We start from the raw sequence: 15,789 nt of genomic DNA on the forward strand, positions 1-15,789 counted from the left end.
GACAAATAAAATAGCCTAATAAAGGAGAACTGATTATCTCCCCGATTAACATCCTGATTGTTGAAGATGAAAAAGAGATCCGGCGCTTTGTTCGCATTGCACTGGAGGGCGAGGGCTGGCGGGTATTTGAGAGTGATACGCTGCAACGCGGCCTAATTGAAGCGGGGACGCGCAAACCAGACCTCATTATTTTAGATTTGGGCCTGCCAGACGGTGATGGCCTGAGTTATATTCAGGATCTCCGTCAGTGGAGCGCCATCCCGATTATTGTGTTATCGGCACGTAGTCGTGAAGAGGACAAGGTCGCCGCACTGGATGCCGGTGCGGATGATTATCTGAGTAAACCCTTTGGTATCAGTGAATTGTTAGCGCGAGTCCGTGTTGCTTTACGCCGTCACAGTGGCGGGAGTCAGGAAAGCCCCTTAGTCAACTTTTCAGATATCAGTGTGGATTTGATTAACCGCCAAGTCACCCGTGCCGGCGTTGACCTCCATTTGACCCCCATTGAGTTTCGCTTACTTTCGGCATTGTTAGCTAATGCGGGCAAGGTTATTACCCAACGCCAGTTACTCAGCCAAGTCTGGGGGCCAAATTATGTCGAGCACAGCCATTACCTGCGTATTTATATGGGTCATCTTCGCCAAAAATTAGAAACCGACCCTACCCGTCCTAAGCATCTGTTAACGGAAACCGGTGTGGGCTATCGCTTTATTCCGTAACAGGCTATTTACCAACAGATTTGGTATTGATGCTGGGAAAAGACTGCCCAGCGGAGTAGCATCAGGTTTTTAAATGATAATGGGTTTTATTTATTATGAGCACGTGGTTAATTTACGCCCTACTGTCTGCCCTCTCCGCCTCTTTAGTGGCAATCTTCGGTAAAATTGGTCTGCAACATTTGGATGCCAATACTGCTACCGCAGTCCGTGCGGTAGTAATGGCACTATTCTTAGTCGGTGTTGTGGTCATTCAGGGAAAATTTAACCTGGTCGGTACAGTATTAGCAGATAAAAAAGCGCTTCTTTTTGTGATACTCAGTGGTGTCGCAGGTGCATTATCCTGGCTATTCTATTTTATGGCGATAAAAAACGGCAATGTTTCGCAAGTTGCCCCTATTGATAAACTCAGTGTAGTTTTCGCCGTCATTTTGGCCTTTATTCTGTTTGGCGAAAAAATCTCTCTGATTGCTGGATTAGGGGTAGCCCTGATTACTGCGGGTGCTTTAATGGTCGCGTTGGGATAATCCATTCCTAACAATGAAAAGTAATGAGATAGATAAAATAAGAAATATAATATTAGAGTGTCAGTTTTCTGACACCCTACACACTAATAGCACTATGATATTTAAAGATTAAAAAAGATAATTCATTGCAATGCAAGCCTCTACTACTCTTGACATGAACAGCAAAAAAACATTTATTATTCATACTCAGTTAAATAAGCAAACGTAATAATGTTGCGCTTCATTTAATGTCATTATTTTTTTAAAATCGAATAGGAGCCCATCGCTAACACCCTCAGAAAAGGAAACCATTTTGAAAATGAAAAAAATCAACCATAAAAAAACAACAACGCCTATTACTGGTGCATTGATAAGCAACGGAGATATGAAATCTATTTTTTTAGACTATATACCTCTTGATAAAGTATTCTTTCAATATGAAGATTCAAAGCTTAAAGTTATTATACTCTTCGATAATAACCATCCTGTTATCAAAACTTTTCACATAATTAAAAATGGAAAACTTCTCGTTAAGTCTGTAATTTTACACGACAAAAATGGAGTGAAAAATGAATTATTCTTAACATTAAATGAAACAAAAAAAAGAGAAAACCTTTACGATGGGCCCAGTAAGGAGTTACTGCTCACTAGAAATGATCTGAAATATAATTCAGCACAGCATCTGATCACTAATAACCGCCCCTCAAATAGATTTGTATTAACTGGCGATGAAAATTTATTTGGGCATAAATATATTAGAAATGAAGTGATTGGTGGTGAGGGGAAAAATACTATTATTGGGGGCGATAAAAATGACAATTTAGCCGGTGGAGATGGCAATGATCTTCTTCAGGGTTATGACTCTTTTGATTCACTGTTTGGTCAAGATGGAAATGACATATTGGTCGGCGGCAAAGGTAATGATGGGCTGGCGGGTGGAGCGGGTGATGACTTTCTTGATGGGGGTGAGGGTGAGGATGAATTACATGGCGACTCAGACAGCTTTAGCGGTTTTGCCAGAGAAACCAGTTGGCGCGGTAATGATAAAATATTTGGTGGCGAAGGTAATGATTATATTGAAGGAGGGAGAAATAATGATTATTTAGCAGGTGGACATGGCAATGATATGTATGTATTTTCCTCTTATGAGGGAATTAACTTGATAGTTGAATACAGTGGTGAAGAAAACACGATCAGCATTGATGACTATTTTTTCCATGAATTAAAATTTGAGCGTTTTGGCAATCACTTGATGATATCGAGCACAGAGGATCATTCTAATAATCTTGTTGTTGTTATCAAAGATCAGTATTCTATAGATGGCTATAAAGTTAAGCATTTACAAACAAAATCATATCTTAGACATCATAGTGAACATGATAAAAAAAATAGTGAAGAATTCATTGTTCTCCTGGCAAAAAACTATGCCATCAATCCTGAAGACTCATTATCACTGCTAGCCGAGAGGGCTGATTTGGGTGACTTTTACCGAACAGATTTATCTCACGTTTTTAGTAAAAGAATGCCTGACATTGAAAAATTAACAGAAAAAAGACTCATTAATGTGCTTGGTGAAAAAAACAATGAATTACAACTAATGTATTTAAATAACCCTGCTTATTTTGGTGAAAACTTACCAGAAATAGCCTATATTTCTGAGGCAATCTCTTCTTTTTCACCCAAAGAAGCCTTTCAAGAAAATATTACATATTCGAAGTATTCTAATATTTCAATAGATAAAATCTCTAACTTATTGACTGCTATAAATAATTAATCATCGTAATACTATTATTAGGCAACGGTTTGAGTTTCTCATAAAAAAATAGCGCCAATAGGCGCTATTTCTGACCGGTTATTACTGCTTGCCGGCTAATACATCACTAACAATATCAACTGCTTCCTGCTCTATCTTCTCGCGATGCTCTGCGCCCAGGAAACTTTCACAGTAAATTTTATATGCGTCTTCTGTACCCGATGGGCGAGCCGCAAACCAACCGTTGTCAGTCATGACTTTCAGCCCACCAATCGAGGCACCATTACCCGGAGCTGTTGTTAAGCGCGCGGTGATAGGATCACCTGCCAAGGTGCTAGCTTTCACCATTTCAGGCGACAGCTTGGACAAAGCATTTTTCTGTGCTTGAGTAGCAGGAGCCTGGATACGGTTATAACTTGGCGCACCAAATCGTTGTGCCAAATCATCATAATGGTGCTGTGGATTCCGCCCCGTCACCGCGGTGATTTCAGCCGCTAACAAGCACATAATAATGCCGTCTTTGTCCGTCGACCAAGGTTTGCCATTAAAGCGCAGGAAAGATGCCCCGGCGCTCTCTTCACCACCAAACCCAAAGCTGCCGTCGTGCAACCCGTCAACAAACCATTTGAAACCAACGGGGACTTCCACCAGCTTACGGCCCAAATCAGCAACCACTCGGTCAATCATCGCGCTGGAGACTAACGTCTTACCTACCGCCACATCAGCGCCCCACTGTGGGCGATGCTGGAACAGATAATTGATAGATACCGCCAAATAATGATTCGGATTCATCAATCCAACTGGCGTTACAATACCGTGGCGGTCGTAATCGGGATCATTGGCAAAAGCTAAATCAAATTTATCACGCAACGCCAGCAAGCCCGCCATCGCGCATTCTGATGAGCAATCCATGCGGATAACACCATCATGATCCAGATGCATAAAGCGGAAAGTCTGGTCGATAGAATCATTAACTAACGTCAGATCCAGCTTATAGTGCTCGCCAATCCGCTGCCAGTAAGCAATACCAGAGCCGCCGAGTGGGTCAACACCTAGCTTCAGCCCCGCATTTTGAATGGCTGGGATATCAACGACATCGACCAAACCTTCCACATAGGGCTGAATCAAATCCTGCTCACGCAGATGATTGCCACGCCAGGCTTTATCCAGAGTCTGGCGTTTGACGCCCTCTAATTTCAGACTGAGTAATTGATTAGCGCGCTTCTCAATCACCGAGGTCAGATTGGTATCGGCCGGGCCACCATTCGGCGGATTATACTTAATGCCGCCATCTTCAGGTGGGTTATGAGATGGCGTGATGACAATACCATCAGCCAAGTCTTTACCCTGCGCGTTGTAGCAAAGAATGGCATGGGAAATCGCCGGGGTTGGGGTGAAGCCATTGTCCTGCTGCACCACGACATCCACGCCATTTGCCGTCAGCACTTCCAATACCGAAATAAAAGCCGGTTCAGACAATGCGTGGGTATCTTTGCCCACATAACACGGGCCAGTTATCCCGTGCTGGTGACGAACTTCGGCGATCGCCTGAGCAATAGCTAAAATATGTGCTTCATTAAAACTGTGGCGCAATGAGCTGCCACGATGGCCCGACGTCCCAAACTTGATCGCATGGGCCTGGTTTTCAGCATCCGGCTGCAATACATAATATTGCGACGTCAACTGAGCAACATTAATCAAATCGCTTTGCTGAGCTGCTTGCCCGGCACGAGGGTGATTAGCCACAGTCACTACTCCCTATCTACCCGTCATACTTCAAGTCGCAGGTGTGTTGGCGGCCTACATCTCGAATCATTCAGAGTATAGTTTCAACGAAATTAAATAGTCCCGCACACTTTGTCAGTCAAATCCGGCGGGAACTGCATTGTCAGCATGATATGTTGCACCATACTGCGCTTACGCTCGGTATTAGTATTGGTTATTACCCAGTATGGCGTACCGGGGACATGTTTGGGCTTGGTGTGCGTCCCATTTTGCGACAAAGTCTGTTGATCACCCGCAAAATAAACGCGGGTACGACCATGTAAAGACTCCGTCGCTTCTGCAAATGCTTGCGCATCCAAGGTATATAATGTCGACAGCACCAACATAAAGCGGTTAACCGCCCTGTTTTGCTCAGCATACTCATCAGACAACAGCAATTCGCGCACAGCACGAACTCGATCCCGTGGTGCTGGAGCCGCCACCGCTTGAGCGACATCATGGCTGCTATGTGAGTGACTGGTAGATGCGCTGGGTACCGGCTGACCGGCCGTGAATTTCAGCATGCGCCGTAAAATATCGGATGCGCTCTCACCAATGTGTTGAGTATGGCTGGCGATATAGCGATAAAGTTCTTCGTCGAGTTCAATAGTTTTCATCTTTATCCAGTACGGTTTCTACTTTCTTATGCATATCTTAGGATTATAAAGTCAAAGCGCGCTCACGAGTACCTTTATCATGGCTTTATCCGCGATAAATCCCCATCACATCAGCCACAACTGAATAATCCACATGAACCCTGATTGTGAAGCAGCACACACTTGCTCAGTCATGATACCCTAACCACAATATCTCTCAGTATGAACTTCGCCATGAAATTAAACTTCCGCTTACAAAACACTCTTTCGCCCACTCCTTCCCTGCCGATCATCCTGATTCATGGGTTATTTGGCAATCTTGATAACCTCGGTGTGCTGGCGCGTGACTTACATAAAGACCATGATGTGATTCAGGTTGATTTGCGTGACCACGGCTTATCCCCTCGGTCGCCGGAGGTCAATTACCCCGCTATGGCGCAGGATGTGCTGGAGCTGATGGATAATCTCGCCATAGAAAAAGCGATAATTATCGGTCATTCCATGGGGGGGAAAGTGGCAATGGCAATGACAGAAATTGCCCCCGACCGCATTGAAAAACTGATCGCAATAGATGTCGCACCAATCAATTATCAAGTGCGCCGTCATGATCAGATTTTCACCGCTATTAATGCCGTCAGTGCCGCGGGTGTGACTCAGCGCCAAGAAGCCGCCCAACTGATGCGCGAATCAATAAAAGAAGAAGGCGTTATTCAATTCTTATTGAAATCATTCCACAACGGCGAGTGGCGGTTTAACGTCCCTGCATTATGGGATCAGTACGAAAATATTGTCGGCTGGCAACCTATTGCGCCGTGGCCTCACCCTATTTTGTTCATTCGCGGTGAATTATCGCCCTATATTCAGGATAGTTATCGCGATGAGATTGCCCGCCAATTTCCACAAGCCCGTGCTTATGTTGTTGCCGGAACGGGTCATTGGGTACATGCGGAAAAACCCGATTCTGTATTACGTGCTATTCACCGTTTTATTGATGATGACAGTGCTGGCGAAAAATAGCACTGAGTGAAAAATGAACCATGCGCACTGGATGTTGATTAAAAATCATACCCTGGGGAAAAGAAATGTATTTCCTGTGGAAAAATTGTGCAAAAAAGAATGAATTAGCCCAATCTAATCACAGTAAACCATTGTCGTTGCTCGGTTGGCTGGGGTATTATGGCGCGCTATAAATTTGCTACAGAGTTTGGTGGCAAATGCAAATTCAGGCAGTTGGTTCATACCCTAATGAATTGGAGTTGCGGTGTTATTAGCGGCTTCAAATAAGAAAGGTATCGGCCTGAAACGTGTAAACCGAATCGTCAGAAATTTCTGATGTAAATCCCTTGTAGTACCGCTACCTATGGCAAAAGAACAAACGGATCGCACGACGCTGGATCTGTTCGCAGATGAACGCCGTCCGGGGCGCCCGAAAACAAACCCATTATCCCGTGATGAACAGCTTAGAATTAATAAGCGAAATCAACTACGGCGCGATAAAGTACGTGGCTTACGACGCGTGGAACTGAAGATTAACGCCGATGCCGTCGATGCTCTCAATAGCCTTGCTGAGCAGCGCAACATCAGCCGTAGTGAACTGATTGAACAGATGTTACTTGCTCAATTAGCGCACTCAGAAGAAGGGTTTTAACCCTTTCGGTTATCACGACGGCGTGGCGTAAGTGATTACGCCACGCCAATATCCTCACAATAAGTTTAGCAATACGGGTTTAGAAAGTTTCCCAGTTTGCATTGTTATCCACCTTGGCTGTCGGCATCGCCGCTACTACATTGGCCCGAGGCTTGACCGTCGGTTTTACCTGCATATCGTCTGCTCTCAATTTAAACACGGCCACCGCTTGGTTTAGCTGAGTCGCTTGTTCCTCAAGTGAAGCTGCCGCCCGGGAAGCCTGCTGTACCAGCGCAGCATTTTGCTGAGTCACGCTGTCCATTTCAGCCACCGCCTGCCCGACCTGAGTAATTCCCTTGCTTTGCTCATCAGACGCCGAAGCGATTTCCCCCATCAGATCAGTTACGTTGGTGATGGAACGGACAATTTCATCCATGGTTACCCCAGCACTTTCTACCAAGGCTGAACCGCTACTCACACGGTTAACTGACTCAGTTATCAAGCTATCAATCTCTTTCGCCGCCTGTGCGCTGCGCTGTGCAAGATTGCGCACCTCACTGGCAACCACGGCGAAACCACGACCTTGTTCCCCAGCTCTGGCCGCTTCAACGGCAGCATTCAGTGCCAGAATATTAGTTTGGAAAGCAATACTATTAATGACTGTTGTGATTTCCGCGATTTTGCGTGAACTGGCAGAGATCTCATCCATGGTATGAACCACATCTGCCACCAGCGCCCCACCTTTTTTGGCGGTGATAGAAGCATTTGCCGCCAGTTGGCTGGCGTGATGTGCATTATCCGCGTTATGTTTTACCGTGGCGGTTAACTGCTCCATGCTGGCGGCCGTCTCTTCCAATGCAGCGGCCTGTTGCTCTGTTCGTGATGATAAATCCGTATTGCCAGCAGATATTTCAGCCGCCCCGTGGTAAATCCCATCAGTGCTGCTGCGGATAGCTTTTACCGTATTCGCCAAACTGCTTTGCACATCGCGGAGCAGTGGAAATAATTGCCCAACACAGTTACGACCAAAATCCGCAATGGGCTGGCCCAACTGGCCGGAGGCAATCACTCGAAAATGGGCACGAATATCATCCAACGGGCGAACCAAGTTAACCGACAGGTAGCGGTCAGTTGCCAGCAAAATTACTAACCCAGCCACCAACGCGGAAATTAATATTATGCTGCTCACTTTTGTCAGATGAGCAAACTGATCTTTAGCTACCCCGATGGCCTGCGATGCGGCCTGATTGAAATTCTCAGCAACAGAACCATATTGGCGACTCAGCGCGGGTACGGTCTTTTTCGCTAAATCCTGATAAGCCGCGCTGTTATTGCCCATCGCCGCCTGATAAAGCGGCGTAACGCCTTGATCAATTAGCGCACTCCACCCATCAATCACTCCAGTGACCAACGCGGGATCAATCTGTGCATGGTCAATAGCTTTAAACTGCGCCAACTCCTTTTTCAGATTTTCAAGTGCGACATTGGATGATTTTAGCTCCTTATCTGCATCGGCAATGTTACCGCTCTGACGGTAATCGACTGAACGGGCAAGGCGTGTCACCATCCGAAAATATTGATCCGTCCCCTGATTGACCAAATTCATGTTTTCAACCAACACACTGTTGGCATTAGAAGATTGTGTCAGTTGATTCAGTGATAACAACGTATAACCGGATACGCCCCCCCATAGCAGGCAAAATGCCCCAAGCACCCAAAGTAGTGCGGCCCTGATAGTTATATTTTTTAAAAACTGCATGTTCGTTCCCCTTATATATCGGATAGTTACCGTTAGAGACGCAGGTGTTATTTGATGACCGAAAAGCAATAAAGGACGCTCCATACAGCTAACGACAACTCCTTTCCCGGCAGACTTTCATCTGACGGTTTTCCCTCTGGCACCGCAAATTGCAACTTTCTCGTTACACTGAGGTTATCGGCAATGAGGTTATAAGGTTGAGTCACTCACAAAAATTTAATATCGCATAAACTTGATATCGGCCTGCCGAGGTTTTCTGGCATTATATCGCCCTATACATGTGTTATATTATCGGGCAGAGCGCTTGGTAATTTTCACAACTATTTGAATTAAAAAGGTATTAAGTTATATGGCAACTGTAGGCATTTTCTTTGGCAGCGATACTGGCAATACCGAAAACATTGCCAAGATGATCCAAAAGCAACTGGGCAAAGATGTTGCTGAGGTTCACGACATTGCCAAGAGCAGCAAAGAAGATTTGGAAGGCTTCGATATTCTGCTGATCGGTATCCCAACTTGGTATTACGGTGAAGCCCAATGTGATTGGGATGATTTCTTCCCAACACTGGAAGAGATCGATTTCAACGGCAAATTGGTTGCATTGTTCGGTTGTGGTGATCAGGAAGACTATGCTGAGTATTTCTGTGATGCGATGGGAACCGTGCGCGATATCATCGAGCCGCGTGGCGCTGCAATCGTCGGCCACTGGCCAACTGCGGGTTATCACTTCGAAGCTTCCAAAGGCTTAGCGGATGATGATCACTTTATTGGTTTAGCCATTGATGAAGACAGGCAGCCAGAACTGACGAATGAACGTGTTGAAGCTTGGGTAAAACAGATCAGTGAAGAACTGAATTTGGCCGAAATCACCGGTTAATTTGTCATGTGCCCTAAATAATTCGAGTTGCAGGAAGGCAACCAATGCACTTGTAGCTTGAAGAATGGCAGGTATATCGGAAACGCGAGGTTGATGTTAAACATTGCCGCGCGTTTTCGTTACCCCCACGCCACTCGCCCTACTCTGTTAACCCGCCCACAGATCCGCATCTTCATTCGTGCAAAATGAAAATAAACCGCTACAAATTTGTAACGTTACGTCTGGCCGCCATATACTTAAATGATGCAACAATCCCATTCATCAATACATTGCATGATTAATCTGACAAAGTGTGCAATTATATCTTTGTTAACAACCACGGTTTTCATTTGGGGCTAGCAGTTCTATAATGAGACGCAATTGAGAATATTGCGCCACGGATGTCATAGGCTGAACAGCCTTAATTTGAATCGATAGTAACAGGACTGAATCCGCATGACTGACAACAACAAAGCCTTAAAAAACGCTGGCCTTAAAGTAACACTGCCCCGGCTTAAGATTCTGGAAGTGTTGCAAGATCCGGCGTGCCATCACGTCAGCGCGGAAGATCTTTATAAAAAGCTGATCGATATCGGTGAAGAAATTGGTTTGGCGACGGTTTACCGCGTCCTAAATCAGTTTGATGATGCCGGTATTGTTACCCGCCATAATTTCGAAGGCGGCAAATCAGTCTTTGAGCTGACGCAGCAACACCATCACGATCACCTAATTTGCCTGGATTGCGGCAAAGTGATTGAATTTAGTAATGAATCCATTGAATCGCTTCAACGTGAAATTGCTAAACAACATGGCATTAAGCTGACCAATCACAGTCTGTATTTGTACGGCCACTGTGAAACCGGCGATTGCCGCGAAAATGAGTCTGCGCACGATAAAAGATAATGTAGCTTTATCGCATTGATCTTATAAAGATTTTTAGCACTGAACAGTATTACGGTTTTCTTTAATTCAGATAACGGCGTGCTATTGTCTGATTAACTTAGACCCATCAGCAAAATGGCCACCTTTCCCAGTCAGCAACCTGAGATAAACTCGGTCGGGAGTCAGGTGGTCATTCTTATTTATCTCCGATTACTCCCCCATAAATTTAAAGCAAAAAAAACCCCGGACTTGCCGGGGGAAAACCATCAACTCAACTTCACTTAATATTGTTTACCGAAAAACCCGGCAAACAGGAGTTAACATCAGACACAGCACTTTGATAGCAATAATCAAACTTTAACGGACTCCGCACGGCTACTGCGCTTACCATCCGGGCTGGAGGAGCGAATCAACACATCACCACTGACTTTAGGTTGTACTTTGGCATCATACTTCTGCCATTGCTTACCGCCATCGGTGGAATATTCAATAATCAAACCCGGCAAAGAAATGTTAGCCTCCAATACCCCTGCGACAACACGTGCTCCCGGAACCGGTAAGCGGTAGGCCACACCGGCTTTATCCAGTTTTGCTAATTCACGTTGGCCCATAATGTTGGCAAAACGCTGCCAATCCGTACTCAACGCCTTGGTATCAACCATGTGCGTTTCACCGCCTTTGTACTCACGGCCAGCTTTATAATCTTGTTCCCAAGACGCACGATGCCAGGCACGCTCAGCCAGTGGTAATACACGAGGGAAAATCATGTATTCCATCTGTTCATCAGTGCGAACTGTTTCATTCCACGATTGCCCTGAAATGCCGTGCACGCCCGGCCAAGGTTTATCACTTTTAGCACTGAAGTGATTACCGTCGCGGTCGACCGAGGTTTCAGCATTTTGCGGCATATTATCGGGTGCGAAACTAAAGACCTTCGCTTCATCGTTAAAGCGAGTGGCCCAGTAGTAACCGCGTTCATTTGGGTTAACTTCATACGGCATATCGAAATAAACGTAGTCTGGATTGGACGCGACCACTTCATAACCTTTATTTGCCCAATCATTGATTGAGTCGGCACCGCCCCAGTAGAGGGTATCCCAGAAGTTAACGCCAACACGTTTGGTGGCAAAATCTTTCGCATCCTTGGCATCTTTAAGGCCATCTTGCCAGGCTTGCATTTTTTCAATGCCGTGAGCATTCACCAGCTTGCTAACTTCAATAGCAAAGTGGCTGGAAAGGTGCTCAACATCCTGAATTTTCCCTTGTTTGACCATATCCTGACAAACCTGAGATTTGGCCCACGGCTTATCTTCCACACTCTTATCAATAATGCCTTTACCCGGCTCAATCGGGCCCTTTTTGTCCTGGAAACCCGCGCCCAAACGGATGTTCTTCGCCTCATCACCACCGAAATGCCACGTGGTCAGCGGCATCCCCGCTTCTTTGTGCATCTGGGCCATTTCGCCAATCACTTTGTCGACAAAGCGTTTTGAAGAATCCAAACATGGGTTCAGATAACTTTTGCGTTCATAGAACTGAACAGAAGTTGTTTGGGAATCATCGGTCGGGTCAATCAGGCGGAATTCGTTAGCTTCTTTTTCTTTACCCTGCTTCATCAAATTGTTGTAACGGGCTTCCATCGACACCACAGCCGCACGAGCATGCGCGGGCATATCAATCTCAGGAATGACCTCAATTTGGCGGGCTTTGGCGTACTTCAGAATGTCGATGTAGTCATCACGGGTAAAGTGACCAGAACCCAGATTATTACTCTCAGGGCCAGATCCCAATTGTGGCAGTAAGCAGGTATTTTCAGTTAAATCGTGACAACGCTTGCTCCCCACATCCGTCAGTTCTGGCAGGCCGGGAATCTCAATACGCCAACCTTCATCATCACTAAGATGGAAATGGAATTTATTCAGCTTGTAAGCGGCCATCTGATCGAGCAAACGCAGCACCGCATCTTTCGTTTTGAAGTTACGCCCAACATCGAGGAAAACACCACGATATTCAAAGCGCGGCGCATCTTTGGCATCCAATGTCGCAATCTTCTTGCTGCCATCAGTCGGCACTAAAGAAAGAATTGATTGCAGGCCGTAAAACACACCTGTTGGGTCAAAACCAATGACTTGCGCGCCCTTTTCGCCGATTTTCAACTCATATGCACCAGAAACGGCTAAATCACCTTTAAAAGCAGACGGCTGAATTAACGTTTTAATCGGGAAACCTGTTGCACTTGACTTCAAGCCAAGTAATTCAAAACGCTGCTGCGCCGCCTCGGCTGCCGGCTTTGGTAAAGTGCTCAGGTCAAGCGCCACACCTTGACTCAAATCAGCATCTTGCTTGTGAACTTTCACCTCCATTGGCGTCGGGATAATCTGCCCGCGCAGGTTAGCCGCCGCTAATGTTTTCACCGCTTCATTTTTGACGAAACGGGATTCTGGTGTCATCAGCACGTTATTGTCGTCTTTCGTGCGCTTCCACTGATCGCCCGTAAACTGAGTCAAATATTCGTTAATATCCTCAGTATCGGTATTTTTCAGTACTTTTGGCTTCGCATCACCTGAAGTGGCATACCACCGCGGCATAAAGTCGGTGGCAAATAGCTGCCAATATTCGCCAGTGATTGGAATTTCAACCGACTGATTCGCTGGGAAGCCGGTAAATTTGGCAGTAGGTTCAATTTTGTGTAGGTCACCGGTCAGGTGAGTAATTTTAAATTGGTCGTTATCTACTGTTAGAATTTGACGAATACTATGGAAGTAAATAGCCCAGTCCTGGCCTTTGATCTCATCCCCAGTGTTGGTCAGAGTAATCAATACCTTATTACATGATGCCCAGTCAGCGCCCAATTTAGCGCAATCGACGCCATTTTCAGCAGCGCGGTTATCCAACACTTTATAGTTAACTTTCAACGTGCTGAGTTGATCAACAATCTGCTGATTGGTGGTGTCCGCATGCGCGTATCCCATCAAGCCAAAGGTTGCGGTTATCGCCGCTAACGCATTTAATCTGAATTTGTTCATCACTAACCTCATCCTTAATGAATAACCGCCGCCAAAGCTGCTACTGAAGTATTGACGCTGACAGAATTATTGTTAGTTCAATTGTCGCCATCAATTAATCATTTTTGTGGATTAATTGTTGCCATGGATTAATTACTGTCGTTGATTAATTGTTGTCGTAGATTAATTGTTGTTGCGAATTTCTTGCCAAAGCTTGCCGCACTGCGCCGCATAAGCCTGGCCATTGCCGGTATGAGCTGCATCAATACAGCGCTGATAATCCAATACTCGAACAGTTTCTTTGTCGGTAAAGGCTTGATGAGATTTCTCTTGTTTCAATACGTTCAGCACAGCTTTGCAAGGGATCAATCTTTCCGGTTGACCTTCGCTGGCATTGATACAGGCGCTGTATGCTTGCTTAAGTTTACTGTCTTCTGGCTGAACCGGGCCTTGTGTGGCACAAGCACTTAACCCCATCACTGCGGCAATAATAAAAAGTATTTTTTTCATGGTGGCACTCCATTATGACCCCGGCACAAAGGCCGGGGCTGGCAATCAAGCGGGTAAAATCAGAAGATCGTAAATGGCGCAATCACGATGAATTTAACGTCTTTTTCATCCTGGAATACGTTGCCGAAACCGCCACCATAGCTTGGAATGTTGGTGTGGTTGTCGTACATGGTGTAATGCAGTTTGAATAATGTGCCTTTTGCCCGGCCTTCTTGCAGGGTATAAAGAATGTCAAAGTTCCAGGCTGATTCTTTCAAACGCTTATTTTGGTCATAAATTGGATTGGTGCTCGGCTTGGCATCCCAACCATAAGCATAGGAAGTCCCGACTGACCAGCCGGCCATATTCCAGTTTTTCAGGTCATACATCACACCACCAAACAGCGCTTTTTCACCGTTGGCGTTGAAGTCAGAACGGGAATCCCACCATACGTCCAGACGGCCATTGGAGGTTGCGTAACCTGGGGTCATACGTTGTAGGAAGTAACCTTGGTTACCGTCGGCTTTGGCCCACGTTCCTTCCAAACGTAAATCAAATGGCCCAGTGGTATAGCCGAATGTCAGTGCCTGTAACCACGCTAAGCCGTCATAGACGTCATTAACATCCTTGAAACCGCCATCGACTTTATCTTTTGCGCCGTAGAACTGGTAAGAAGTCCGCAGATCATTACCCGCAATAGGGAAGGCATAAGAAGCCTTGGCAAAATATTGGTCCATGTAATCTTTGGCTTGACCGAATGCCGCTTCCAGTACTAGCTTGTTTTTAAAGTCATATTTGGCACCAATTGAGTGCAGGTAACTTATGCCCGTTTTGCCATCAGCTTGACGGAAGTTGTACATATTTTGATACCATGGCGCTTTATATTCATCAGTCCACATGTAAGACATGGACAGTGCGCCCGCGGTATCAAAATCGAATTTCGCGCCACCTTCAGCACCGCGATAGGTACCCGGCATAAAGCTCCAATGTGGGGCTAGCAGGGTCTGACCGGTAGGTTGAATATAACCACCACGCGCCCAGAAATTACCTAATTTGAATTTTGCTGCTGCTTTGTAAACACTTACACCGCTCTTATCGCCGGTCCATTTTTCGTCCCAACGGGTTTTAGCATCACTGAAACCAATTTCGTTTGGTGCAGCTGGGCCGCTGTTGGTCATTTCAACTGCGCCGAAAGCCGCTAAGTCGATACCGAACATGTCTGCGGCATAACCGGAAGAGAAGTCCAGATTGGCGTTAAATGTGGAATGGTGCAGGTTTGCGACGTACTTGCCATATTCCGCGCTACCTGGCGTTAAATCTTTACGGTCACGCTGACGCTGCCAATAGTAAATACCACCCGTCAGTGATGAATCATCAACAAAGCCTTCAGCCTTGGCCTCTGGGGTCACCATAAACCCCGTTCCTAACAATGCACCCGCGACTGCGAGCGCTAACGTTTTACGTTTAGCACCGTGCGTAACCATATGAAAAAATTCCTCTTTGACATCACATTTAAAGTGCCGTCCCTGTGTCCACCACAGCTCACAGGTTTAGCCTCAAAAAAACCCTAGTGGGTAAAATTTTGCTGGAGAGAAATTCCCACCAGCAGTTGCTCATTAAAAAAACAAACTTCGCTTTCGAAATACACATTCTCGAAGATCCCTGCTGGCGTACAGACTATTTTTCGCGACGCGAATTATCAATCAAAAATAGAGCTAATTATTCAAAGTATGACAATGAGCACATAACTGTAAAAAAATATCACAGAGTTCACAAAAGCTTAAAAAACAATGCATAACATGATATCTCCAGAACAAAATCGTCTCATATTGATAT

At 45.6% G+C, this 15,789-nt stretch carries 13 protein-coding genes; 7 read left to right on the top strand and 6 right to left on the bottom strand.

The features are described 5' to 3' along the window. Positions 1–29: 29 nt before the first annotated feature. The 3 genes from kdpE to F0T03_RS15220 all read left to right on the top strand — a co-directional run bounded on the left by kdpE (position 30) and on the right by F0T03_RS15220 (position 2,996). Entirely contained in the window at positions 30–719 is a 690-nt protein-coding gene (gene kdpE, locus F0T03_RS15210; RefSeq protein ID WP_159680934.1) for a two-component system response regulator KdpE, read from the top strand. Positions 720–814: 95 nt separating this feature from the next. Next, complete coding sequence (locus tag F0T03_RS15215) at positions 815–1,243, top strand: EamA family transporter (protein WP_145554396.1); 429 nt, start codon at positions 815–817, stop codon at positions 1,241–1,243. A 298-nt stretch (positions 1,244–1,541) separates the two neighbouring features. Continuing rightward, entirely contained in the window at positions 1,542–2,996 is a 1,455-nt protein-coding gene (locus F0T03_RS15220) for a calcium-binding protein (RefSeq protein ID WP_159679281.1), read from the top strand. Positions 2,997–3,077: 81 nt separating this feature from the next. On the opposite strand, the gene pgm is transcribed toward F0T03_RS15220, so the two are convergent. Next, the gene (pgm, locus tag F0T03_RS15225; RefSeq protein WP_159679283.1) at positions 3,078–4,721 is read right to left on the bottom strand and encodes a phosphoglucomutase (alpha-D-glucose-1,6-bisphosphate-dependent); all 1,644 of its coding nucleotides are present in this window, start codon (positions 4,719–4,721) and stop codon (positions 3,078–3,080) included. A gap of 92 nt (positions 4,722–4,813) precedes the next feature. Further along, positions 4,814–5,356 carry a replication initiation negative regulator SeqA gene (gene seqA / locus F0T03_RS15230; protein WP_145554461.1) on the bottom strand — a complete coding sequence of 181 codons (543 nt, stop codon included), beginning with the start codon at positions 5,354–5,356 and terminating at the stop codon, positions 4,814–4,816. Positions 5,357–5,569: 213 nt separating this feature from the next. Here seqA and ybfF point away from each other — a divergent pair, with 213 nt between their 5' ends. Together ybfF and ybfE are read left to right on the top strand one after the other, a co-directional pair. Continuing rightward, positions 5,570–6,352: an esterase gene (gene ybfF, locus F0T03_RS15235; protein WP_145554462.1), complete on the top strand. Its 783-nt coding sequence runs from the start codon at positions 5,570–5,572 to the stop codon at positions 6,350–6,352. A gap of 343 nt (positions 6,353–6,695) precedes the next feature. Beyond that, positions 6,696–6,983, top strand: a complete 288-nt coding sequence (gene ybfE / locus F0T03_RS15240) for a LexA regulated protein (protein WP_145554463.1) — start codon at positions 6,696–6,698, stop codon at positions 6,981–6,983. A gap of 79 nt (positions 6,984–7,062) precedes the next feature. Here ybfE and F0T03_RS15245 read toward each other — a convergent pair whose 3' ends face one another. After that, positions 7,063–8,721 (bottom strand): methyl-accepting chemotaxis protein, encoded by a 1,659-nt coding sequence (locus F0T03_RS15245; RefSeq protein WP_159679285.1) that lies wholly within the window; start codon positions 8,719–8,721, stop codon positions 7,063–7,065. A gap of 349 nt (positions 8,722–9,070) precedes the next feature. Here F0T03_RS15245 and fldA point away from each other — a divergent pair, with 349 nt between their 5' ends. Together fldA and fur are read left to right on the top strand one after the other, a co-directional pair. Continuing rightward, a complete protein-coding gene (fldA, locus tag F0T03_RS15250) occupies positions 9,071–9,598 on the top strand; it encodes a flavodoxin FldA (RefSeq protein ID WP_145554465.1) in 528 nt (175 codons plus the stop codon). Between the two features lie 435 nt (positions 9,599–10,033). Beyond that, positions 10,034–10,480 carry a ferric iron uptake transcriptional regulator gene (gene fur, locus F0T03_RS15255; protein WP_050098914.1) on the top strand — a complete coding sequence of 149 codons (447 nt, stop codon included), beginning with the start codon at positions 10,034–10,036 and terminating at the stop codon, positions 10,478–10,480. A gap of 329 nt (positions 10,481–10,809) precedes the next feature. Here fur and F0T03_RS15260 read toward each other — a convergent pair whose 3' ends face one another. The 3 genes from F0T03_RS15260 to chiP form a co-directional block, all read right to left on the bottom strand. After that, positions 10,810–13,485, bottom strand: a complete 2,676-nt coding sequence (locus F0T03_RS15260) for a beta-N-acetylhexosaminidase (RefSeq protein ID WP_159679287.1) — start codon at positions 13,483–13,485, stop codon at positions 10,810–10,812. 162 nt (positions 13,486–13,647) lie between these two features. Further along, positions 13,648–13,974: a ChiQ/YbfN family lipoprotein gene (chiQ, locus tag F0T03_RS15265; protein ID WP_159679289.1), complete on the bottom strand. Its 327-nt coding sequence runs from the start codon at positions 13,972–13,974 to the stop codon at positions 13,648–13,650. 59 nt (positions 13,975–14,033) lie between these two features. Further along, positions 14,034–15,437 (bottom strand): chitoporin ChiP, encoded by a 1,404-nt coding sequence (gene chiP / locus F0T03_RS15270; RefSeq protein ID WP_159679292.1) that lies wholly within the window; start codon positions 15,435–15,437, stop codon positions 14,034–14,036. Positions 15,438–15,789: the final 352 nt, after the last annotated feature.

The organism is Yersinia canariae (assembly GCF_009831415.1).
Classification (GTDB): domain Bacteria; phylum Pseudomonadota; class Gammaproteobacteria; order Enterobacterales; family Enterobacteriaceae; genus Yersinia; species Yersinia canariae.